This is a genomic window from Mycobacterium sp. NGS67, assembly GCF_059812185.1.
The window spans coordinates 1-21,333 of sequence record NZ_JCALCF010000035.1 but is presented as its reverse complement, the minus strand read 5'-3'; the positions used below and the strand labels follow the sequence as shown (position 1 = coordinate 21,333).

At 67.5% G+C, this 21,333-nt stretch carries 15 protein-coding genes and 2 pseudogenes; 7 read left to right on the top strand and 10 right to left on the bottom strand.

Annotated features, from left to right (window positions below):
* Nucleotides 1-43: 43 nt before the first annotated feature.
* A complete protein-coding gene (locus AC5Y4D_RS23785; protein ID WP_499941153.1) occupies nt 44-1,432 on the bottom strand; it encodes an amidase in 1,389 nt (462 codons plus the stop codon).
* 46 nt (nt 1,433-1,478) lie between these two features.
* On the opposite strand from AC5Y4D_RS23785, the gene AC5Y4D_RS23780 reads away from it, so the two are divergent.
* The gene (locus AC5Y4D_RS23780) at nt 1,479-1,907 is read left to right on the top strand and encodes an HIT family protein (protein WP_499941155.1); all 429 of its coding nucleotides are present in this window, start codon (nt 1,479-1,481) and stop codon (nt 1,905-1,907) included.
* Between the two features lie 154 nt (nt 1,908-2,061).
* Nucleotides 2,062-6,054 carry a diguanylate cyclase domain-containing protein gene (locus AC5Y4D_RS23775; RefSeq protein ID WP_499941404.1) on the top strand — a complete coding sequence of 1,331 codons (3,993 nt, stop codon included), beginning with the start codon at nt 2,062-2,064 and terminating at the stop codon, nt 6,052-6,054.
* Here AC5Y4D_RS23775 and AC5Y4D_RS23770 read toward each other — a convergent pair.
* The 3 genes from AC5Y4D_RS23770 to AC5Y4D_RS23760 all read right to left on the bottom strand — a co-directional run bounded on the left by AC5Y4D_RS23770 (nt 6,051) and on the right by AC5Y4D_RS23760 (nt 9,168).
* A complete protein-coding gene (locus AC5Y4D_RS23770) occupies nt 6,051-7,082 on the bottom strand; it encodes an LLM class flavin-dependent oxidoreductase (RefSeq protein WP_499941157.1) in 1,032 nt (343 codons plus the stop codon). The genes AC5Y4D_RS23775 and AC5Y4D_RS23770 overlap by 4 nt on opposite strands.
* 152 nt (nt 7,083-7,234) lie before the next feature.
* On the bottom strand, nt 7,235-8,353 hold the full coding sequence (locus AC5Y4D_RS23765; RefSeq protein ID WP_500038388.1) for an FAD-binding protein: 1,119 nt from the start codon (nt 8,351-8,353) through the stop codon (nt 7,235-7,237).
* A gap of 2 nt (nt 8,354-8,355) precedes the next feature.
* Nucleotides 8,356-9,168 carry a uracil-DNA glycosylase gene (locus tag AC5Y4D_RS23760; RefSeq protein ID WP_500038375.1) on the bottom strand — a complete coding sequence of 271 codons (813 nt, stop codon included), beginning with the start codon at nt 9,166-9,168 and terminating at the stop codon, nt 8,356-8,358.
* Nucleotides 9,169-9,250: 82 nt separating this feature from the next.
* Between AC5Y4D_RS23760 and tap the strand changes: the two are divergent.
* From tap to AC5Y4D_RS23740, 4 genes and pseudogenes are all read left to right on the top strand, one after another.
* Nucleotides 9,251-10,542, top strand: a pseudogene (tap, locus tag AC5Y4D_RS23755) (multidrug efflux MFS transporter Tap).
* 20 nt (nt 10,543-10,562) lie between these two features.
* Entirely contained in the window at nt 10,563-11,882 is a 1,320-nt protein-coding gene (locus tag AC5Y4D_RS23750) for an FAD-binding oxidoreductase (RefSeq protein WP_499941408.1), read from the top strand.
* A gap of 123 nt (nt 11,883-12,005) precedes the next feature.
* Nucleotides 12,006-13,247 (top strand): cytochrome P450, encoded by a 1,242-nt coding sequence (locus AC5Y4D_RS23745; protein WP_499941160.1) that lies wholly within the window; start codon nt 12,006-12,008, stop codon nt 13,245-13,247.
* A complete protein-coding gene (locus tag AC5Y4D_RS23740; RefSeq protein WP_499941162.1) occupies nt 13,247-13,828 on the top strand; it encodes a TetR/AcrR family transcriptional regulator in 582 nt (193 codons plus the stop codon). Before AC5Y4D_RS23745 ends, AC5Y4D_RS23740 begins: the two co-directional genes overlap by 1 nt.
* 11 nt (nt 13,829-13,839) lie before the next feature.
* On the opposite strand, the gene AC5Y4D_RS23735 is transcribed toward AC5Y4D_RS23740, so the two are convergent.
* The 5 genes from AC5Y4D_RS23735 to AC5Y4D_RS23715 all read right to left on the bottom strand — a co-directional run bounded on the left by AC5Y4D_RS23735 (nt 13,840) and on the right by AC5Y4D_RS23715 (nt 20,342).
* Nucleotides 13,840-15,099, bottom strand: coding sequence for a lysine N(6)-hydroxylase/L-ornithine N(5)-oxygenase family protein (locus AC5Y4D_RS23735; RefSeq protein ID WP_499941163.1), 1,260 nt, complete (start codon nt 15,097-15,099; stop codon nt 13,840-13,842).
* Nucleotides 15,086-15,877, bottom strand: a complete 792-nt coding sequence (locus AC5Y4D_RS23730; protein ID WP_499941165.1) for a GNAT family N-acetyltransferase — start codon at nt 15,875-15,877, stop codon at nt 15,086-15,088. Before AC5Y4D_RS23730 ends, AC5Y4D_RS23735 begins: the two co-directional genes overlap by 14 nt.
* Nucleotides 15,878-15,946: 69 nt before the next feature.
* Nucleotides 15,947-17,509 (bottom strand): DHA2 family efflux MFS transporter permease subunit, encoded by a 1,563-nt coding sequence (locus tag AC5Y4D_RS23725; protein ID WP_499990937.1) that lies wholly within the window; start codon nt 17,507-17,509, stop codon nt 15,947-15,949.
* A complete protein-coding gene (locus AC5Y4D_RS23720; RefSeq protein ID WP_499941167.1) occupies nt 17,509-18,648 on the bottom strand; it encodes an acyltransferase family protein in 1,140 nt (379 codons plus the stop codon). The genes AC5Y4D_RS23725 and AC5Y4D_RS23720 overlap by 1 nt, the downstream gene beginning before the upstream one ends.
* Entirely contained in the window at nt 18,645-20,342 is a 1,698-nt protein-coding gene (locus tag AC5Y4D_RS23715; protein ID WP_500038374.1) for a DEAD/DEAH box helicase, read from the bottom strand. Before AC5Y4D_RS23715 ends, AC5Y4D_RS23720 begins: the two co-directional genes overlap by 4 nt.
* Before the next feature lie 72 nt (nt 20,343-20,414).
* Between AC5Y4D_RS23715 and AC5Y4D_RS23710 the strand changes: the two genes are divergently transcribed.
* Entirely contained in the window at nt 20,415-20,996 is a 582-nt protein-coding gene (locus tag AC5Y4D_RS23710) for an LppP/LprE family lipoprotein (protein WP_500038373.1), read from the top strand.
* A gap of 2 nt (nt 20,997-20,998) precedes the next feature.
* Here AC5Y4D_RS23710 and AC5Y4D_RS23705 read toward each other — a convergent pair.
* Nucleotides 20,999-21,333, bottom strand: a pseudogene (locus AC5Y4D_RS23705) (hypothetical protein); the annotation flags it as partial.

The following is a 21,333-nucleotide window of genomic DNA, read 5'->3' as shown; positions in this document are numbered from 1 at the left end:
CAAACCGGGCGTGAAACCGCCCGCCTGGCGGGTGATCGACCCGTCATGACACCGGCGGTCGTCGTTGCGCCCACGGCCGCGCCGCTTCGATCTGCGCCGACAACGACAACAGCGTTGCCTCGTCGAAGGGCCGCCCGACCAACTGCACCGACATCGGCAAGCCCTCGTCGTCGAAGTCCCAGGGCACGACGGCGGCAGGCTGACCGGTCAGATTCCACACCTGCTGAAACGGCACCCGCTGTCCGACCAGCAGCAACGTAGACACCCCGCCGCGGCGTCGGTAGGCGCCGATGCGTGACGGGCCCGCCGCGGTACCCGGGGTGACGACGACATCGACGTCTTCGAAGATCGCCTGGATCCGACCGTTCAACCCGATCTCGGCCTCGCGCAACGCGGCCATCCGCCGGTCGGAGAAGAACGAACCCAGCCGCGCGATGTTGCGCGTTCGCGGCTCCAGTCGCTCGGGATGGGTCTGAGCATCCGCGTCGTCACTGATGCCGCGCAACATCCGGGGCAGGTAGTTGGCGTACAGCGACGCCGGATAGTGCGGATCCCGGACGATCACGTCATGGCCCAGGTCGCGCAGTAAGGCACCGGCCTGTTCGACCGCGGTCAACTGCGCCCTACCCACCCGGACCGGCATCGGCGTAGGCACCTTGGTGCTCAACGCAATTCGCAACGGCCCGGGCCGGCGCTGCGCCGCGGCGACGAATTCGGCTTCGGGTCCGGGCACCGTCGTCGTCGCGTCCAGGACCAGCGCCGCGTCCAGCACCGAGCGTGTGATCGGACCGTTGACGCTCAGTCCCCACCAGGCGTCGTCATGCGGCTCCAGCGAGATCCGCTCGCGTTGCGGTTTGAGCCCGAACAGGCCGCACCAGGTGGCCGGGATGCGAATGGATCCGCCACCGTCAGATCCCAACGCCACCGCGGCCAGCCCGGCCGCGACCGCCGCCGCGCTGCCCCCACTGCTGCCGCCCGGCGTGCGTCGCGGGTTCCACGGATTGCGCGTCGCCCCGAATGTCAGCGACTCGGTGAACGGCATGATCATCAGCTCCGGCACCGCGGTCTTGCCGATGATCACCGCGCCCGCCGCCCGCAGCCGGCGAACCACCTCGGCGTCATCGGTCACCGCCGGGCCGTGCGCGCCGCTGCCGTAGGTGGTGACCTCGCCGGCGACGTCGACGTCGTCCTTGATCGCGATCGGCACGCCGAGCAGCGGTCGGCGCTCCCCGGCGTCGAGGCGCCGCTGAGCGTTCTCGGCTTCCGCGCGGGCGGCGTCGTAGCGGACCACCCGGTAGCTGCGCAGTTCGCTGTCCAGCCGCTCGATGCGCTCGAGGTAGACCTCGAGGAGTTCCGGCGCCGTGATTTCGCCGTCGGCCAGCATGCGGGACTGCTCGGCGGCACCGGCAAAAGCGAGATCGCTGGGGTCCACAGCCGCAGCGTATCGCTGGCCTCTTCGCACCCAGTACGGTGACGGCATGTCCTGCGTGTTCTGTGCGATCGTGGCCGGCCAAGCTCCGGCCATCCGGATCTGCGAAGACGACGACTTGCTGGCGATCCTCGACATCCGGCCGTTCAGCCGTGGCCACACCTTGGTCATTCCCAAGAAACACAGCGCGGACCTGGCCGACACCCCGCCGGAGACGCTGGCCGGGATGGTCAGGATGGGCCAGCGCATCGCGCAGGCGGCCAAAGCGACCGAACTGGCCGACGCCACCAACATCGCGATCAACGACGGGCGCGCGGCTTTTCAGACCGTCCTGCACATTCACCTGCACGTGTTGCCCCGCCGCAGCGGCGACAAGCTGTCGCTGGTCAAAGGGATGGTGTTGCGCCGCGATCCGGACCGGGAAGCGACCGGACGCATCCTGCGCGACGCAGTGTTACAGATCGAGGCGGATCAGTAAATCGCCGTTTCATACTCGGAGACGGTGATTTCGCGCTAAAACAGACCGGTAGTACAGCCGGAGTAGGTGCGGCGGTTTATCCTGTGGATGCGCGCTTCGCCTGCATGCGCGCGCGTGCGAGCTGGAGCTGGGAATGATGCGCTGGACGGGACGGATGTGCCCGCTCTCCGGACTGACCATGGGCGTCAGCTGTGCCATCCTCGGCGGTTACGGCGTCGCCGGACTCCTGGTCGTGATCGCCTCGCTCAGCGGCTGGCAGGGTGCAGATGCGACCCGGCCGGTGGTCCAGGTCGTCACCTTCGTGTGCATCGCGTTCGCAACCGTGTGCGCTGCCCAGGCGACTCGGCACGCGATCGGGCGGCGCAAGTTCGGCTGGCTGGCGATGATGGTGGCGCTAAGCGGCTGGGCGGTCGGCGAGGTCATCTGGGCGGTTCTGGACGTGCGTCCCGAACTCGACCACGCCAGTCATCCGGCCGCGGCGGAGTTCGTGCTGCTGCTCTACCCGATCGGCGTCTTGACCGCCTTGCTGCTGCTGTTCAACCCCGCGGGCCACAATTTCTGGCGGCTCGTGCTCGACGGAATCATCGTGGCGACTTCGCTTTTCGTCGCCGCGTGGGTGTTCGTCCTGGACGACTTGCTGCGTACGCGCAGCAGTTCGCGACCCACCACGGTGGTCCACGTTTTCGCCGACGTCGCGCTCATGACGATGGCGATTCTGGTGTTGTCACGCGGACGCCCCGGCGGGCGGCGCAGCATGACCCTGCTGGCCGGCGGCATCGCGACGATCGGCCTGACCGACCTGCTGGTGTTGTTCCAGACCGGCGTGGGCAGCTACCACACCGGCGACCTGGTCGACGTGAGCCGAGTGGCGGGCTTGGGCCTTGCCGCGCTGGCGGGACTGGTGAGCATGCACGAAGCCGCCACCGACACCGCCCGGGACGAGATCACCTCGCGGGTGCGCCTGTGGTTGCCCTACCTCCCGTTGCTGCTGGCGGCCGCGGTGGGGCTGGGCCACGCGTTGCACATGATGCGGCACGGGCCGCTGCTGGCCGCGCTCGGAATCCTGGTCGCGACGGTGCTGATACGCCAGTTGCTGGTGCTGATGGAAAACCAGGGCCTGCTGGTCGAGGTGTCCCAAGAAGCATTCCGGGACAGTCTGACCGGACTCGCCAACCGCGCCAACTTCCTGCACACGTTGGAACTGGCCATCGCCCGTCGTCGTCAGGACGCTGCGCCGATCGCGGTGATGTGCCTGGATCTGGACAACTTCAAGTCGGTGAACGACGCCCTGGGCCATCCGGCCGGCGACGAACTGTTGGTCCGGGTCGCCGGACGGCTGACCACCGTACTGGGGCAGACGGGCACCGTAGCCCGCCTGGGCGGTGACGAATTCGCCGTACTCGTCGAGGGTCCGATCGCGGAGTCGCACGCGGTCGCCCAACGAGTCCTGGAAGCTTTCAATGCGGCGATCGTGATCGACGGCGTTCCGCTGGCCGTGCGTCCCAGCATCGGTTTCACCGCGGCCGCCCCCGAGTCGAACGTCACCGTCGACGAACTGCTGCGCCATGCCGACTTGGCCATGTATGCCGCCAAACGCGAAGGCGGCCAATGCATTCGCAGCTTCGTACCGGACCTGCCGCTGCCCTACGCGTTGCCCGAACTCGCCGACACGGCGATCTCGGCGTTCGACAACGGCCTGGAAGGTCTCCAGGACGGCCGGCTGCCGCGGGGGGCGCCGAGCGCGTTCGGCCCAACGGGCGGCTCCGCCGGCGCGACGGCACTGACGCGCACCATCCAACCGCTCGTTGCTGCGACCAAGCCGAGGCCCGACGGTTCGCACGACCTACCGTCCAGCGTGCGGTGGCCACCGACCTACATCCGAATGTCGTTCGTGGCGTTGGCAATTGGCGTCATCGTGTTCGCGGCCTCGTGCTGGCCCGACCCGCGCGCCGATCACACGCCCTTCTTTGCCGACGTTCTGTACCCGGCCTTGAACGCGTTCGCCGCGATCCTCATCGCCATCCGTGCCTATCGCGTCACCGCCGACCGGGCCGCCTGGTCGCTCATCGCGATCGGCATGCTCAGCTCGGCGCTGGGTGACGTGATCTACGCACGCTGGGTCCCGGATGGTCAGTCCCCGTCGATCGCCGACCCGGCCTATCTGGCGTTCTATCCGTTCGCCTACATCGGCCTGTTGCTGCTGATGCGGTCGCGCTTGAAGCGGGTGCCCGCCTCGATCCGACTCGACTCCCTGGTGTGCGGGTTGGCCATGGCCGCGGTGGCCGCCGGCTTGATGGCAGGACCCATTCATGCGGCCGCTACCCGAGCGCCGGCCACCGTGCTGGTGGGGTTGATCTACCCGTGGTCTGACCTCGTCCTGCTGGCGCTGGCCGCCGGAATGCTGCCGATACTGGGGTGGCGACACGAGTTTCGCTGGGGATTGCTGGTGGCGGGGTTCGTGCTGATCGCGGTCGCCGACACCGCCTACCTTTTCGAGACATCCGGCAGCGGTTACCGGGTCGGCACGCTGCTCGACGCGGGCTGGCCTGCGTCGTCGCTGTTGATTGCGCTGGCCAGTTGGGCCGCCTGGTCGTCGGCGCCGCCGATGCCAAGGCGTGGACTCGGCTCTTACGCGGCCCCGGTGGCATGCACCGTCGTCGCGCTCGCCGTCACCGCGGTGGGTCCGGAGACTCGCGCGGCTCAGGTGCTGGCAGCGTTGAGTCTGATCGCGGTGGCGGCCCGATTCTCGGTGACGTTCCGCGAAGTCAGCATCATGGCCGAGAACCACAAACAGGCCATGACCGACGAATTGACCACGCTGCCCAACCGCCGGTCGCTGGCCACGGTGCTGACCGAGGTGCCCACCTTCGCGCCGCCGGCGATCGTGCTCGGACCCCAGCCGGCCACCAAGGCTCCGGCTCGTCGCGCCCTGCTGTTGCTGCAACTGCACGAATTCCAGGAGATCACCGACTCCGTCGGTCCCCACTTCGTCGACGAGTTGCTGTGCCAGATCGCGAATCGACTGTCCCACAACGTCCGTCGCGAAGACCTGCTCACCCGCGCCGGCGACGACCAATTCGCGATCCTGCTTGCCGAGGGCGCCGACCTGATCGCCGCACGCGCCCAGGCGGGCCGTTTGCTGGAAGCGTTGACTGAGCCGTTCAAGCTGGATCCGATGACCGTGCAGGTGGATGCCCGCATCGCCATCGCGCTCTATCCCGACCACTGCGACCATCCGCAGGAGTTGCTCAACCGCGCCGAAATGGCACTGCCGCACGCGATGTCGGCCAGGGGCAAGATCGCGGTGTACGACGCGGCTTTCGAGTTCTATCGCGAGAACGACCCCAACCTGATCGAGGAACTGCGCGCCGCGCTGATCGACGGCTCCGAGTTGACCTGCCACTACCAACCCAAGATCAACGCGGACGACGGCAGCGTGCACAGTGTCGAGGCGCTGTTGCGCTGGCACCATCCCAGTCGCGGACTGCTGCTACCGGAGGAGTTCCTGCCCGCCGCCGAACGGGCCGGCCTGATGCGCAAGGTCGCCAACCTCACCGTCAACCTCGCCCTCCAACAGGTCCGCTCCTGGCGCGAGCAAGGGTTGTCGCTGACCGTGGCGGTGAACCTGTCCACGACGAATCTGCTCGACCTCGACCTCGTCGGCACCATCGAGCGACTGCTGCACACCCATGGCCTGCCGGCCGACGCGCTGATCATCGAGATCACCGAGAGCACGCTGGTCGACTCGGCGCGTTCACGCAGCACCGTCGCGGCGTTGCAGCAATTGGGCGTTCGCATCTCGTTGGACGACTACGGCACCGGATGGTCGTCACTGGCGCGGCTGCAAGATGTTTCGGTCGACGAACTCAAGCTGGACCGGGTGTTCGTGGCGCGGCTTGCCCAGGACCCGCGGTCGGTGGCCATCGTGCGATCCACGGTCGCGCTGGCCGAAAGCCTGGGCGCCGACCTCGTTGCCGAGGGAGTCGAGGACGAGGCGACGTTGCGCGCGCTGCGGCAGTACGGGTGCACCATCACCCAGGGGTTCGTGCACAGTCCGCCGTTGCCGGCAGCCGACCTGCAGGAGTGGATAAGCACCCACGTCGCCAACCCCGCCGCGGCCAATCCGCAAGCGGGCGTGCCCGACTAGAAAAGCTCCTTGGCCAGCAGTTCCAGCGTCGCGACCCGGGCGGGCGCGGTGTCGGGGTCGGTGCCGCGATGCGCCGAGGCGACCGGGTGCACCATCACCTCGTCGACGTCGAATTGTTCGGCCAGTGCGCGCAGCTGGTCGGCGGCCTCGGCGGGAGCGCCGACCACGGCCCGTCGCAGCCCACTGTCGACAATGCGCTGCTGCGGCGACGTCAGCTCGGCTTGGCGCGCCTCTTCGACCAGTTGCACCGGACCCAGTGGCTGGCCGGTCCGCAACCGGGCCATCATCTGCAGGTTGGGCAACATCAAAGCCGTTGCCTCATCCCGTGTTTCGGCCACCACCGCATTCACCGTCAGGAACGTCACGGGCTCTTGGACAAGGTCACTGGGCCGGAAATGCGAGCGGTAGTAGGCCAGCGCCTCTTCGGTGCCCTGACCGGAGAAGTGATGAGCGAACACGTACGGCAACCCCTTGGCGGCTGCCAGCCGCGCGGAATACATCGACGAGCCCAGCAGCCACAGCCGTGGTTCGCTGGTTGCCGCCGGCGTCGCTTTGAGCGTGTAATCCCCGGATCGCAGCGGCACCCGCACACCGCGGGAGCTCATCAGCGCGGCCACGTCGTCGAGGTACTGCGGGAAGTTCTGGATGTCACGTTCGTCGTTGCTGCCGCGCAGCATGTAGGAGGTGACGGGGTCGGAGCCGGGGGCGCGGCCGATGCCGAGGTCGATGCGGCCCGGCGCGGCGGCCTCCAGCAGCGCGAACTGTTCGGCGACGGCCAGCGGCGCGTGATTGGGCAGCATCACCCCGCCCGAGCCCAGCCGCAGTTGCTGGGTCTGCGCGGCGAGGTAGGCCAGCAGCACCGGCGGGCTGGTAGCGCCCACCGAGGGCATGTTGTGGTGTTCGGCGACCCAGTAGCGGGTGAAGCCCAACCGGTCGGCGGTCTGCGCCAGCTTGACGGTGGCCGCCAGCGCGTTGCCGGTGGACTGGTCGGTACGCACCGGAACGAGATCGAGAACGGAAAGACGCACGCTGGGTGCAACGCGTTCGGGCGCCGGAAGCTTCCCGGCCCGTGGCCCGGGGTGTGGCGGGGGTGCCGGGGGTGTGGCGGGGTGTGGCGAGCAGACGCAAAAGCCCCTGATTTCGGCACGAAATCGGGGCTTTTGCGTCTGCTCGGCAGGGGTCAGTAGTTCATCAGGGTGATCGAGTTCACGATCAGTTCGAACTGCTCCTGCGAGATCGGCGCGCCACCCGGGATGCTGTCGGTGGCCAGGAACTGGGTGCGCTCGGTGTAGGCGTGAAAACGCTTGAAGTAGTTGGCAAATCCGAGGCCATGGTCCACGCGGTCCAGTTTGAGTTCACCGGCCAGGACGGTGGCGCCCAGCAGCGCGAGGCTGGTCCCCTGACCGGACAACGGCGACGCGCAGTGCGCGGCGTCACCCACCAGCGCCACCCGTCCGATCGACCAGTGATCCATCACGATCTGCGCCATCTCATCGAAATAGAAATCCGGCGCGGACCGCATCATCTGCAGCAGCTGCGGCCGGACCCAGCCGTCGTCGGCCATCCGCCGTTCCAGTTCGGCGAACTGAGCTTCGGTGTCGCGGTAGTCGATTCGCAGTTCGGAGTCCATGAATCCGAGCATGGCGCGGGCCTCGGAGTTGTTGCGCGCGCTGTAGACGCCGGCCATGCTGGTGTCGCCGTAGTGCCACATCTGCCAGTAGTCCAGGTCCAGAAAATTGGGCACCGTGAAGATCGCGGCGAACGTTCCCAGCCTCTTGATGAACCGCTCCTCGGGCCCGAAGACCAGCCTGCGCACATTGGAATGCAGGCCGTCAGCCCCGATCACCAGATCGAAGCTGCGCGGATCCGCCTGTTCGAAGGTGACTTCCACGGCCGGGCCGAGATTCTCCAACGTGACGATGCTGTCGTCGAACAGGAACTCGGTCTTCAATTTCGTTTCGTCGTAAAGCAATCCGACCAGATCGTCGCGCAGCAGTTCGATGTCTGGATTGTTGATCGGCCCGCCCGTCGGCGTCGATTCGGTGTCGCGGGACAACTCGTTGCCGTCGCGGTCGACCACCGACGATCCCCGGATACGCGTTTTAAGCTCCTCGGCGGGAACCCGCAACCCCATCCGGTCCAAAACCTCCAGCGCGGGGCCGCGCACATCGATTGCCTGACCACCCGGCCGCAGTCCCGGGTAGCGCTCGACCACAGTGACCGAATAGCCGTTGCGCTCAAGCCAATACGCCGCGGTGAGTCCCGCTACGCTGGCCCCGGAGACCAGCACCGATTCCACCATTACTTGATCCCTGCCAGCTTCTTTGCGTCAGCGAAGACGTCGTCGAGCATTGCCGGAGTCAACCTACCGGTGAACATGTTCTGCTGGCTCGGGTGGTAGCAGCCGAGAAGGCGCTTGTCGGACGGCAGCTCGGCGACGACGCGGTGGCCGAACTTCGGTTTGGGTTTGCCGGTCGCGCCTGTCATAGCCAGGGCGATCTGCCAGGCGAAGCCGCCGAGCGCGACCAGCACCCGGACGTGGGTGGCGACCAACCGCCACTCGGCCTGCAGCCACGGCGCGCAGGTGTCGCGCTCGGCCGGCGTCGGCGCGTTGGCCGGCGGCGCGCACCGCACCGGCGCGACAAGACGAATCTGCTTGGCCCGCAACCCGTCCGCGGCATCCACACTGGTCGGTTGGTTCACCAGTCCGGCGCGGTGCAGGGCCGCATACAGCTGATCGCCGGACCGGTCGCCGGTGAACATCCGGCCGGTCCGGTTGGCGCCGTTAGCGGCGGGCGCCAGGCCCACGATCAGCAGCCGCGGCCGCTCCGAACCCCACCCCGGCACCGGACGGCCCCAGTACGGCTGGTCGGCGAACGACCGCCGTTTGACGACGGCGACATCCTCACGCCAGGTGACCAGCCGGGGACAGGCCCGGCACACGCTGCTGGCGGCGTCCAGCTCGGTGAGGGAGGTTGCCGCACTCGCCAGCGTGGCGACCCCGGCCGCGTCGGTGGCCACCGGCGTCTGCGGTGTCGCCTGATCGCCCGGCCAGCCGGACCCGGGCACGACCGGTGAGTCGAACGCCTGGCCGGTACGGGGATGACGGAGCACAGCTACATCCTGCCCGGTCTCGGCGACCGGAAATTCAGTGGTCCGGACTGGGGTTTGCGGTTAGATTCAGCCGCGATATCCCATGAACGGCAAGAAGCCTTTGAGCAACAAGAGCCCGGCATTGCTGGTCCTTTTCGCCACGCTGATGGCGTGTGCGGGCGACGGCATTTCGATCGTGGCGTTTCCGTGGCTGGTGTTGCAGCGCCAGGGCAGCGCGGGGCAGGCCTCGATCGTGGCCGGCGCGACGACGCTGCCGCTGCTGTTCTCCACGCTGGTCGCGGGCACCGCGGTGGACTACTTCGGTCGCCGGCCGGTGTCGATGGTGGCCGACTTGTTGTCCGGGGCCGCGGTGGCAGCGGTGCCGGTGGTGGCGTGGGCGTTCGGCGCCGAGGCGGTCAATGTCTGGGTGCTGGCCGCCCTGGGGGCGTGCGCGGCCGCCTTCGACCCGGCTGGGATCACCGCCAGGCAGTCCATGCTGCCCGAGGCGGCCGCCCGGGCCGGGTGGTCGCTGGACCGGGTCAACAGCGTCTACGAGGCGATCCTCAACCTGGCGTTCATGGTGGGCCCGGGCATCGGCGGGCTGATGATCGCGACGGTCGGCGGAATCGCCACGATGTGGATCACCGCCGCGGCGTTCGCGATGTCCATCCTGGCGATCTCGGTGCTGCGGCTGGAAGGCGCCGGCAAACCGCTGCACACCACCCGGCCGCAGGGGCTGCGGTCGGGGATCACCGACGGGCTGCGGTTCGTGTGGAGTTTGCGGGTGCTGCGCACCCTGGCCCTGATCGACCTGACCGTCACGGCGCTGTATCTGCCGATGGAAAGCGTGCTGTTCCCGAAGTACTTCAGCGACCGCAACCAGCCGGGCCAGCTCGGCAGCGTCCTGATGGCGCTGTCGCTGGGCGGCCTGGTGGGCGCGCTGGGCTATGTGGGACTGGCCAAGCGGATGTCGCGCCGGGTGATCATGCTGACCGCGGTGCTCTCCCTCGGTGTCGCGGCGGCGGTGATCGCGCTGTTGCCGCCGCTGCCGGTGATTCTGGCGTTGGTGGCGCTGGTCGGCTTGGTGTACGGGCCGATCCAGCCGATCTATGCCTACGTGGTGCAGACCCGCGCGCCGTCGCACATGCGCGGCCGAGTTGTCGGGGTGATGACGTCGCTGGCCTACGCCGCCGGTCCGCTGGGCCTGCTGCTGGCCGGTCCGTTGACCGATTTCGCGGGACTGCATGTGGCGTTTCTCGCTTTGGCGCTGCCGATCCTGCTCGCCGGCTTGATCTGCACCAGGTTGCCGTCGTTGCGGGAGCTGGACCGCGCGCCGGAGTTCGCCGTCGAAGCCGCGACGTAGGATCGGCCCGGTGGACGTGCTGGATGGCCTGATCGGCGAACTCCCCGACGGGATGGTTGTTGTCGATCCCTCGGTGACCGAGGGATACCGGCAGGACCGCGCGCTGGACCCGTCGGCGGGCAAGCCGCTGGCCGTGGTCCGGCCCCGGACCACCGAGCAGGTGCAGACCGTGCTGCGGTGGGCTGCGGCGCATCGGGTTCCGGTGGTCACGCGGGGCGCCGGCAGCGGCCTGTCCGGCGGGGCGACCGCGGTGGACAACGGGATCGTGCTGTCGACGGAGAAGATGCGCGACATCACCGTCGACCCCGTGACCCGGACCGTGGTCTGCCAACCGGGTCTGTTCAATGCCGAGGTGAAGAAGGCCGTCGCCGAACACGGTCTGTGGTATCCGCCGGATCCGTCGTCGTACGAGATCTGCAGCATCGGCGGCAACATCGCCACCAACGCCGGCGGACTGTGCTGTGTGAAGTACGGCGTCACCAGCGACTACGTGCTGGGCATGCAGGTGGTGCTGGCCGACGGCACCGCGGTGCGACTCGGCGGCCCGCGCTTGAAAGACGTTGCCGGACTGTCACTTACGAAGTTATTCGTGGGCAGCGAGGGAACGCTGGGCGTGGTCACCGAGGTGACGCTGCGACTGTTGCCCGCTCCTAACACCTCCAGTGTCGTGGTGGCCAACTTCGCGTCGGTGGAGGCGGCCGTCGAGGCCGTGCTCGGGGTCAGCGCGCGGTTGCGCCCGTCGATGCTGGAGTTCATGGATTCGGTGGCGATCAACGCCGTCGAGGACACCTTGCGAATGGACCTGGACCGCTCGGCCGCCGCGATGCTGGTGGCCGGGTCCGACGAGCGCGGGCGCGCGGGCAGCGAGGACGCCGAGCTGATGGCCGCGGTGTTCGCCGAAAACGAAGCGACCGAAGTGTTTTCGACCGACGACCCGGAAGAGGGCGAGGCGTTCATCGCGGCCCGGCGGTTCGCGATCCCGGCGGTCGAAGCCAAGGGTTCGCTGTTGCTGGAAGACGTCGGGGTGCCGCTGCCCGCGCTGGGCTCACTGGTCACCGGGATTGCGCGCATCGCCGAGGAGCGTGACCTGATGATCTCGGTGATCGCACACGCCGGGGACGGCAATACCCACCCGTTGCTGGTGTTCGACCCCGCCGATGCCGCGATGGCCGAACGCGCCCAGGTGGCCTACGGCGAGATCATGGACCTGGCCGTCGGCCTGGGCGGCACCATCACCGGCGAACATGGGGTCGGTCGGTTGAAGCGGCCCTGGCTGGCCGACTATCTGGGACCCGACGTGATGGACCTGAACCGGCGGATCAAGCAGGCGCTGGACCCGTTGGGCATTCTGAACCCCGGAAGCGGGATCTGAGCTCTGGCTTCTGCTGCGAGCAGACGCAGAATCGCACGGGAGCGGCGTCGATCGTGCGATTCTGCGTCTGCTCGGCTGTCAGGGCGGTTGACACATTGGGGATTGCTGTCGTATCAATAAGACATGACCGCAGTTGTGTCTCACGAAGCTCCCGCCAAGTTCGAGCTGGCCACGCCCGAGACGTGGCCGAACCGCTGGCCGATGTACAAGGCGCTGCGCGACCACGACCCCGTGCACCACGTCGTCCCGCCCGCGCACCCCGAGCACGACTACTACGTCCTGACCCGGCACGCCGACGTGTGGTCGGCCGCCCGGGACCACGGGACGTTCTCCTCAGCGCAGGGCCTCACGGTCAACTATGGCGATCTGGAAATGATTGGGCTGCAGGACAATCCGCCGATGGTGATGCAGGACCCGCCAGTGCACACCCAGTTTCGGAAACTGGTGTCGCGTGGGTTCACGCCACGGCAGGTCGAGGCCGTCGAGCCCAAGGTGCGCGAGTTCGTCGTCGAGCGGATCGAGAAGATTCGCGCCAACGGCGGCGGCGACATCGTCACCGAGCTGTTCAAGCCCCTGCCCTCGATGGTCGTCGCGCATTATCTCGGTGTGCCCGAAGAGGACTGGGCTCAGTTCGACGGATGGACGCAGGCCATCGTCACGGCCAACACGGCCGAGGGTGGCATCGTCAGCGCGCTGGAGACGGTCGGCGACGCAGTGGGCACGATGATGGGCTACTTCACGGGGCTGATCGAACGCCGCCGCGCCGAACCCGGGGACGACACCATCTCGCATCTGGTGGCGGCCGGGATCGGAGCCGACGGCGACATCACCGGGGTGCTGTCGATCCTGGGTTTCACGTTCACGATGGTCACCGGCGGGAACGACACGGTGACCGGAATGCTCGGCGGCTCAATGCCTTTGCTGCACCAGCGACCCGACCAGCGCCGCCTGCTGACAGACGATCCCGACCTCATCCCCGATGCCGTCGACGAACTGCTCCGGCTGACCTCGCCGGTCCAGAATCTGGCCCGCACGACCACCCGCGACGTGACGATCGAGGACACCACCATTCCGGCCGGGCGGCGGGTGCTGCTGGTGTACGGGTCGGCCAACCGCGACGAACGCCAATACGGCGAGGACGCCGCAGAACTCGACGTCACCCGTCGACCCCGGAACATCCTGACGTTCAGCCATGGTGCACACCACTGCCTGGGCGCTGCCGCCGCGCGGATGCAGTCGCGGGTGGCGCTGAACGAACTGCTGAGCCGGTGCCCGAGGTTCGAGGTAGATGAATCCGCGATCGTCTGGGCCGGTGGCGGATACGTCCGGCGTCCGCTGTCGGTTCCGATCACGGTCAACACCTGATGCCACGCGGAGACTGGCTGGCCGAACACCGCTCGGAGGCGGCCGCCGACCGGATCCTCGACGCCGCCGAACGGCTGTTCACCGAGCAGGATGCGGCCACCGTCGGGATGAACGAAATCGCCAAAGCCGCAGGGTGTTCGCGTGCGACGTTATACCGCTACTTCGACAGCCGGGAGACGCTGCGCAGCGCCTACGTACACCGCGAGACGCATCGCCTCGGCCGGGAGATCCTGCAACTCATCGAGCGCGTCGAAGACCCGGCTGAACGGCTGATCGGAAGCATCGTCGCCACGCTGCGCATGGTTCGCGAAAACCCGGCGCTGGCAGCGTGGTTCGGGTCCACCCGACTGCCGATCGGCGGCGAGATGGCCGGCCAGTCGGACGTAATCATCGGCCTGGTGTCCGGATTCCTCGAGTCGCTGGACCCCGACGAACCGGCCGCCCTCGAACGCCGAGCCCGGTGGGCGGTGCGGGTGATCATCTCGCTGCTGATGTTCCCCGGCAAAGACGAGGCCGACGAACGGGCGATGATCGAAGAGTTCGTGGTCCCGGTGGTGACACCGATTTCGGCTCGCAGGTAACCGATTCGGTGTCAGCTCGCCACCCGCGGTCCTCGTGTCCGTTCGTCGACCGCGGCAACGGACGCGACGATATCTCCCGCCCGCACTGCGACATTGGACAGCAACGACGACGCCAGACCGTGGGTGTGCTCGACCGCACCGTTGAGATAGATGTCGCCGGGCGCCCCCGGCTTGGCCGCCAGGCGGTAGTCGCGGGTGACCACCGCGAGCCCGTCCGCGTCGAACTCGTAGTGGCCGGACAGCTTGCCAAGAAAGCGCCGGACGTCCAACGGCGCGTACCCCGTCGCGTAGATCACCGCATCGCAGTCCAAGATGAGTTGTGACCGGTCGATCAAGTTGGCAACCGTCACCCGCACACCGTCGGAATGTTCCTGCGCGTCAACGACTTCCGAAGCGTTGTGGATGAACAGCCGGCGCCTGCCGGCCACCCGTTCGGCGTATTCGCGCGAATACAGCTCTTCGGTCAGCTCCAGATCGACCGCTGAATAATTAGTGGACCGGTGGTAGTCGAGCAGTCGCTGCCGGACCTGTCGATCGGCGTAGTAGATGTCGTCGACCGCGGCCGGATCGAAGATCCGGTTGGCGTAGGGATTGTCGTCGGCGACGCTGTATCCGTACCGGGCGAACACCGCATGTACCTGCGCCTGAGGATAGGTCTGATGGAGGTAGCCGGCGACTTCGGCCGCGCTCTGCCCGGCGCCGACGACGGCGAATCGTCGTGGGGTGAACATATTGCCGGTCGCCAGTCGATGAAGCAGCGCATGACTGTGCCACTGCCGAGCGGTTTCCACCGTGCCGGCGGGCAGCACCGGAGACAGTCCGGCGCCCAGGACGAGGGTCTGCGCGTGCAGCACCGACCCAGCTTCGGTCCGCACCACGAAACCGGACTGGTCGGCGTCGACGCCGACCACGAGCTGCCCGTACCGGACCTCCGCGCCGACGCGGGCCGCGGCCCATTCCAGGTAGTCGTGAAACTCCATCCGGCTGGGGAACATCGTGTGCCGGCCGATGAACTCGACGAGCCGATCGCGCTCGCTCAGATAGTTCAGAAAAGTGAACTCGCTCTTGGTGTTTCGCAGCGTCACCAGGTCTTTGAGGAAAGGGATCTGCATGCGCGCACCCGGCAGCAACATACCGCGGTGCCAACCGAACTTCGGCTGCGCGTCCACGAACACCGCGCCCAGACCGCGCTCTGCCAGCGCGATCGCCAGAGCGAGGTTCGACGGCCCGAACCCGATGCCGAGCAGGCCTGTTCGGTCAAGCGTGGACATAGGAACGTGTCAACCGTTCGAGGTAGCGTTCATGCATCATCGTCCGATTGATCAGGACGACGAAGTCGGCCATGTCGAAGTCCGCATCGTATGACGGTTCACCGCAGATCATTCCGCCCACCCGCAGCGACCCTTGCACCATCGGCGGGATACGCACCCGTCCCGGGTCGGGTAGTTCGGAAAGACTCAAGCCGTTGACCTGAACCGGATTCCGCGGTGTCACCCGGTATTGCGGTGGCGCGGGACGGATCTTGAAGGCCGCGTCGCGCACCCCCCGCACCAACGCGCCGCGCGGCAGGCCCCCTTCCATGCGCACCGACAGACAGCCGATCCCCCATTCGTGGCCGGTTATCTCCTGGTACTTGAGGATCCCCGACCACAGCAGTCCCATCACCGCACCGTTGCGGTGCTCGACGTGTACGCTGGCGCGGCCGAGTTCGACCAAACTGGAACGCAACTCGTTCAAACCACCGATGTCGAAGATGGTGTCGGCGAAGATCCCCCCGGCGGCCGCCGCGCCTTCGGGCGGAAGCAGCCGATAGCAGCCGACGACCTGCCCGGTCGCCTCGTCCTTGGCCAGCAGGTGCTCGCTGTAGGGATCGAACTGGTCGACGTCGATCATCTCTCCGGTCAGCGGGCCGCGAACCGCGCGCGGCAGGCTGGCGCCCATCTCTTCGGCAAAGGTCTGATACCGCAGCCGTTGGGCGGCTTCGACGTCGGCGGGATCGGTGGAGATCATGACGCTATAGCGCGCGCCGTCGGCAGCGGGAATCAACATTGAATCGCCAAGCATGGTAGAGCCCAGGTTACTCAAATGTCCGGTGAGCAAATAAGTAACTCAGGCCAACTACACAGAATGGTCATCGGGTTCGCAATGCGAATTCGCTCCAACTGCAACGAGAACCAACGCCGCGACCGCGGATACCGTCGCTGCGACGGCCGCTGCGACCAGCGCGGCCTGCATGCCGTCGGCGCTGGCCTGACGGGCGACCCGGGCGATCGCCGGCAGCACGGGCCGCAGGTCGCCGGGCAGGTAGTCCAGGACACGCAGACCCGCGCCCGCGGACAGCCGGTCGACGAGCGTGTGCGTCGGCCCCGGACCGAGTGGCAAGCCGGCCAGCCCGGCGGAAGCACCGTCGGCCGCGTGCCGGCTGAACAAGGCCCCCAAACCAGCGACGCCGGCCAGGATGCCGATCTGCCGAACCGTGCTCACCGCGCCGGTGGCCATCCCGGCGTCGTCGACCGGGACGAACTGCAGCGCGATGTCCGACGTCAACGCGAACAGGCCACCCAGGCCGAGGCCGGCGACGATGGACCCGGCGATGAAGTGCGTCCACTGCGTGTTCTCGGTGACACCGGTCATCAGCCACAGTCCCGCCGCTATCAGGACCACCCCGCCGGGGATCGACAACCAGGCCGGCGCGTACCGGGCGGCCATCATGGCCACCGGTGCGCCCAGCACACAAGCAACCGTCAGCGGCAGTGCCCGCAGACCGGACTGGAAGGGGCTGTATCCCAACGTGTTCATCAGATACAGCGCCAGGTAGTTCGTGGACGCGATCAACGTCCCGGCGGCCGCGAACGCCGCGATCGACACCCCGGCGAAGCCTGGGCGCCGGACCACACTCAGGTCGAGCATCGGCGCCTCGACGCGGGACTCCCACCAGCAGAACACGACCAAGCCCACGACACAGACCGCGCCCAGCGTCAGGATCAGGGTGTCGGTCCAGCCGCGATGATTGCCCTCGATCAACACGTATACGCCGGCGAACAAACCGGCCGACAAGATCGCGGTGCCGGTCAAGTCGAGCGGACGGGATTGTGCGGCACGGGTTTCCGGGACGAAGCGCAACGCGATGACAAGTGCGAGGACCCCGATCGGCACATTGATCAAGAAGATGGATTCCCAGCCGAAAGCACCGACGAGAGCGCCGCCGAGCAGCGGTCCGACCGCGGCAGCGGCACCCATCACCGCGCCGTAGATCGCGATCGCGATGCCCCTGCTGCGCCGTTCGGGGAAAGCCGCGGCCACCATCGGCAACGACACACCCAGCAGCAGTGCCCCGCCCGCCCCCTGCAACGCCCGGCTCCAATTCAGTGACTCGATGCTGCCGGCCAGCGCGCAACCTGCCGAAGCCAGCGTGAACACTGTCATTCCGACGGCATAGAGACGCCGCCGTCCGAGCCGGTCGCCCAACGTGGCGGAGGTGAGCAGCAGCCCCGCCATCGGCAGTGCATACGCATCGACCACCCATTGCAGGCCGCTGAGTTCGGCGTCCAGAGCAGCCTGGATGTTGGCGAGGGCCGCGGACACGATGGTCATGTCCAGCAACAGCATGAAGACCGCCAGACACACCGCGAGCAGCGTCAGGCGCGGATGGGTCGAGGTCGTGCGATCCGTCGTGGACATCAGTTCTTGACCCGGGTCAACCGGTGCAGCCCCCAGGCCAACGGAATCGTCACCACCACCGTCGCGACGAACAGATACAGCATCGGGCCGGTGTACACGTGCGCTCGCACGATGTAGACCATCGCGAACTCCATCGTCACCAGATGGATCAGGAAGATCTCGTAGGAGATTTCACCCAGCCACACCATCGGCCGGCTGGCGAGCAACCGCGAATACCAGCCCTTGTCCCCGAGGGCCAGCGGCGCCACCGCCAGGGTCGCGATCACCGCGTAGAAGACCGTCTTCCACAACGCCTCGGGCAGCGAAGCCGGCGAGGTGGTGGGCGCGCCGGCGATCGGCGTAGAGACGATGAAGTAGCAGACGACCGCCAGCGGTATGGCCACCGCCGCGTAGGCGCGCACGCCCATCGCCTGCAGCACGGTCAGCAGCATGCCGCCCAAGAACCAGGCCAGGTAGGTCGGCAGCCACAGCCGGGCACCGTCGGGGAACAGGTGGTCGGTGTGTACCAGCACCAACCAGCCCGGGCTGATCAGCGTCAGCGCCAGGATGGTCGCCACCAGTAGCCGGGGCTGCCAGCGCCGCCGGCACATCAGCACCAGCAGCAGGTAGGCCAGCCCTGGCAGCAGCACATAGAACGACGCCTCGACCGCCAGACTCCACATCTGCGTCAGTCCCTGGTGCAGGTATTTGCCGAGGTAGCCGTCGGTGTAGATCTGGGTCAGCGTCAGGTTGCGGATCAACCCCAGCCAGCTGTGCCCGGGGTTGGGCCCGGCCTCCCGGAAGTGATACAGCACGTAGGCGATCAACACCGTGATCACGTAGGCCGGCATGATGCGCCGAACCCGGTGTCGCGCATAGCGACTCAGTGACGGCGGCGGGCCGCCGGTCTTGGCTGCCTTGACCCAGGGCCGGAACAGCAGGAAGCCGGACAGCACGAAGAAGATCGGAACGCCGATCTCCATCCGGGAACCGACCAGACCCCAGTAGCCGTGGGTGTACTTGCCGGTGGTGTAGGCGGCGTGGGTACCGACCACCAGCAGGGCGGCGACGGCACGGACACCGGTCAGCGACGCGACCCTATCGACGTGCGCGACCTGTTCGAGACCGCCTTGGGCGTCTTGTTCTTCGGACAGCGTCATTTGGTGTGCTTGCGACGTGGTCTGGCGCCGTCGTTGCGCGGTGCCCGTCGGTCGGGTCGCAGATTGATCAGCACACCCGAGATGCGGGTGTTCTCCAGCTTTTTCAGTGCCGCCCGGGGCAGCTTGACCGGCAGTTCGACCAATGAGAAGTCCGGCCCGATCGCGATGTGGCCGAAGTCGCTGCGGTGCAGGCCGCCCTCGTTGGCGATAGCTCCGACGATCGCGCCCGGGCCGATCTTGTGCCGCTTGCCGACATCGACGCGATAGGTGGTGAATGACCTTGTCTGCCTGGGCTTTTCGGTACGCTCCCGACTATCGTCGCGGTCCCGCTTGTCGCGGCGCTGCGGTGGTGGGTCCGGCGCCAGGAGGAAAGCCTCTCCGTCGCGGGACTGCAATGCCAAGGCCGCGGCGATGTCGGCCATCGGGACGTCATGCTCGCGTTCGTAGTCCTCGACCAGCCGCCGGAACAGTTCGATGCCCTGACCGCCGAGTGCGTCGGTGATCGAGTCGGCGAACTTCGCCACCCGTTGGGCGTTGACGTCCTCCACGGTAGGCAGCTCGGCTTCGGTCAGTGATTGGCGGGTGGCCTTCTCGATTGCCTTGAGCAGGTGCCGTTCCCGCGGCGAGACGAACAACAGCGCCGCTCCCGAGCGGCCCGCCCGCCCAGTGCGCCCGATGCGGTGCACGTAGGACTCGGTGTCGTGCGGGATGTCGTAGTTGAGCACGTGGGATATGCGTTCGACGTCCAGGCCACGGGCCGCGACGTCAGTGGCCACCAGAATGTCGATGCTGCCGTCTTTGAGTGCGGCGATAGTCCGCTCGCGGGCGGCCTGGGGAATGTCACCGTTGATGGCGGCTGCGGAAAACCCTCTGGCACGCAGCCTTTCGGCCACCTCTTCGGTGGCCTGCTTGGTGCGCACGAAAACGATCATCGCCTCGAACGGTTCGACCTCCAGCACGCGGGTCAGCGCGTCCATCTTGCGCGGCCCGGCCACCTGGATGTAGCGCTGCGAAATGTTCTCTGCCGTAGCCGTTTTCGCCTTCGAGGTGACTTCCAGCGGATCGTGCAGGTACTTGGTGGTGATCTTGCGGATCGCCGGCGGCATGGTCGCTGAGAACAGCGCCACCTGCTTGTATTCCGGGGTTTCGGAAAGGATGCGGTCGACTTCCTCGGCGAAGCCCATGGTCAGCATCTCGTCGGCCTCGTCGAGCACCAGGTAGTCCACCCGCGACAGGTCCAGCGTGCCGCGTTCCAGGTGGTCGATGACCCGACCGGGCGTGCCGACCACGACTTGGGCTCCCCGCCGCAGGCCCGCCAACTGCACACCGTAGGACGCCCCGCCGTAGATGGGCAGCACGTTGAGTCGCGGCAACTGCGCGCCGTACCGGCTGAACGCCTCGGCCACCTGCAGCGCCAGTTCCCGGGTGGGTGCCAGGACCAGCGCCTGGGTGGCGTTGCTGGCGACATCGATCTTGGACAGGATCGGCAAGGCGAAGGCCGCTGTCTTTCCGGTCCCGGTCTGCGCCAGACCGACGACGTCCGATCCCGCCATCAGGGCCGGGATGGTCGCAGCCTGGATGGCCGTCGGCGACTCATAGCCGACGGCGGCGATTGCCCGCACGACGTCGGGATGAATCTGCAGGTCGGCGAAGGTCTCGTGCGGCGCTGCGGGAGCGCTGTCGGGGATTGCCATCAGAAGATGAAGTCTAGAGCGTGTCGAGGGTCCGGCCGTGCCTGCGGCACCCGCCGGGCGGCTGACGGTACGGTGCCCGGTGTGTTGTCGCTCGCCCGTCGTACCGCAGCCCTCGCCGCTATGGCGATGACCGTCACGTTAGCCGGGTGCGGATCGGGGGACTCCACCGTCGCCAAGACGCCGCAGGCGACCAAGCCGTCGGCGGTGGTCACCTCGGGTGCGCCGGCGAGTCCGCCGCCCGCCTCAGTGGCCCCATCCAGTAGCGCCGTTCCGGCCGACCCGTGCGCCGTCAACCTCGCCTCCCCCACGATCGCGCGGGTGGTCTCCGAGTTGCCGCGCGATCCGCGCAGCCAACAGCCGTGGAATCCCGAACCGGTGGCCGGCAACTACAACCAGTGCGCGCAACTGTCGGCGGTGATCATCAAGGCCAACACCAACGGCGACAATCCGACGACCCGGGCGGTGTTGTTCCACCTCGGCAATTTCATCCCGCAGGGCGTGCCGGACACCTACGGCTTCAACGGCATCGATGCCGCGCAGAGCACGGGCGACACGGTGGCGCTGACGTATCCGAACGCGCTGGGGGTCGGCAGCGTGGTGAAGTTCCGGTGGAACGGCAGTGCGGTGGAGCTGATCGGCAACACCGGCCGCTGAGCTCACGCCGGGTTGTTTGCGCCGTTCGTACCCTGGACGTTTTCGATCAGCACCCCGTCGACGGCGATGATGTCGCCCTCGGTGCCGTTGCCGCCAGTGCCTGTCACAACGCCGTTGCCGCCGTTGCCGCCATTACCGCCGTGCACTGTTTGGTTATCCAGGTGCGACTCGGCGCCGGGGTTGTTACTGGCCGCGATGAGGTTGCCGTCCAGGCCGTTGCCGCCCACGCTGCCGACACCGTTACCTATGCCACCGCTGCCGCCCGTGACGGTACCGCTCGCGGTGTTGTTCGTGCCCAGGGCGCTGATCCGGCTGGCGCCCGGCCCGTGGCCGTTGG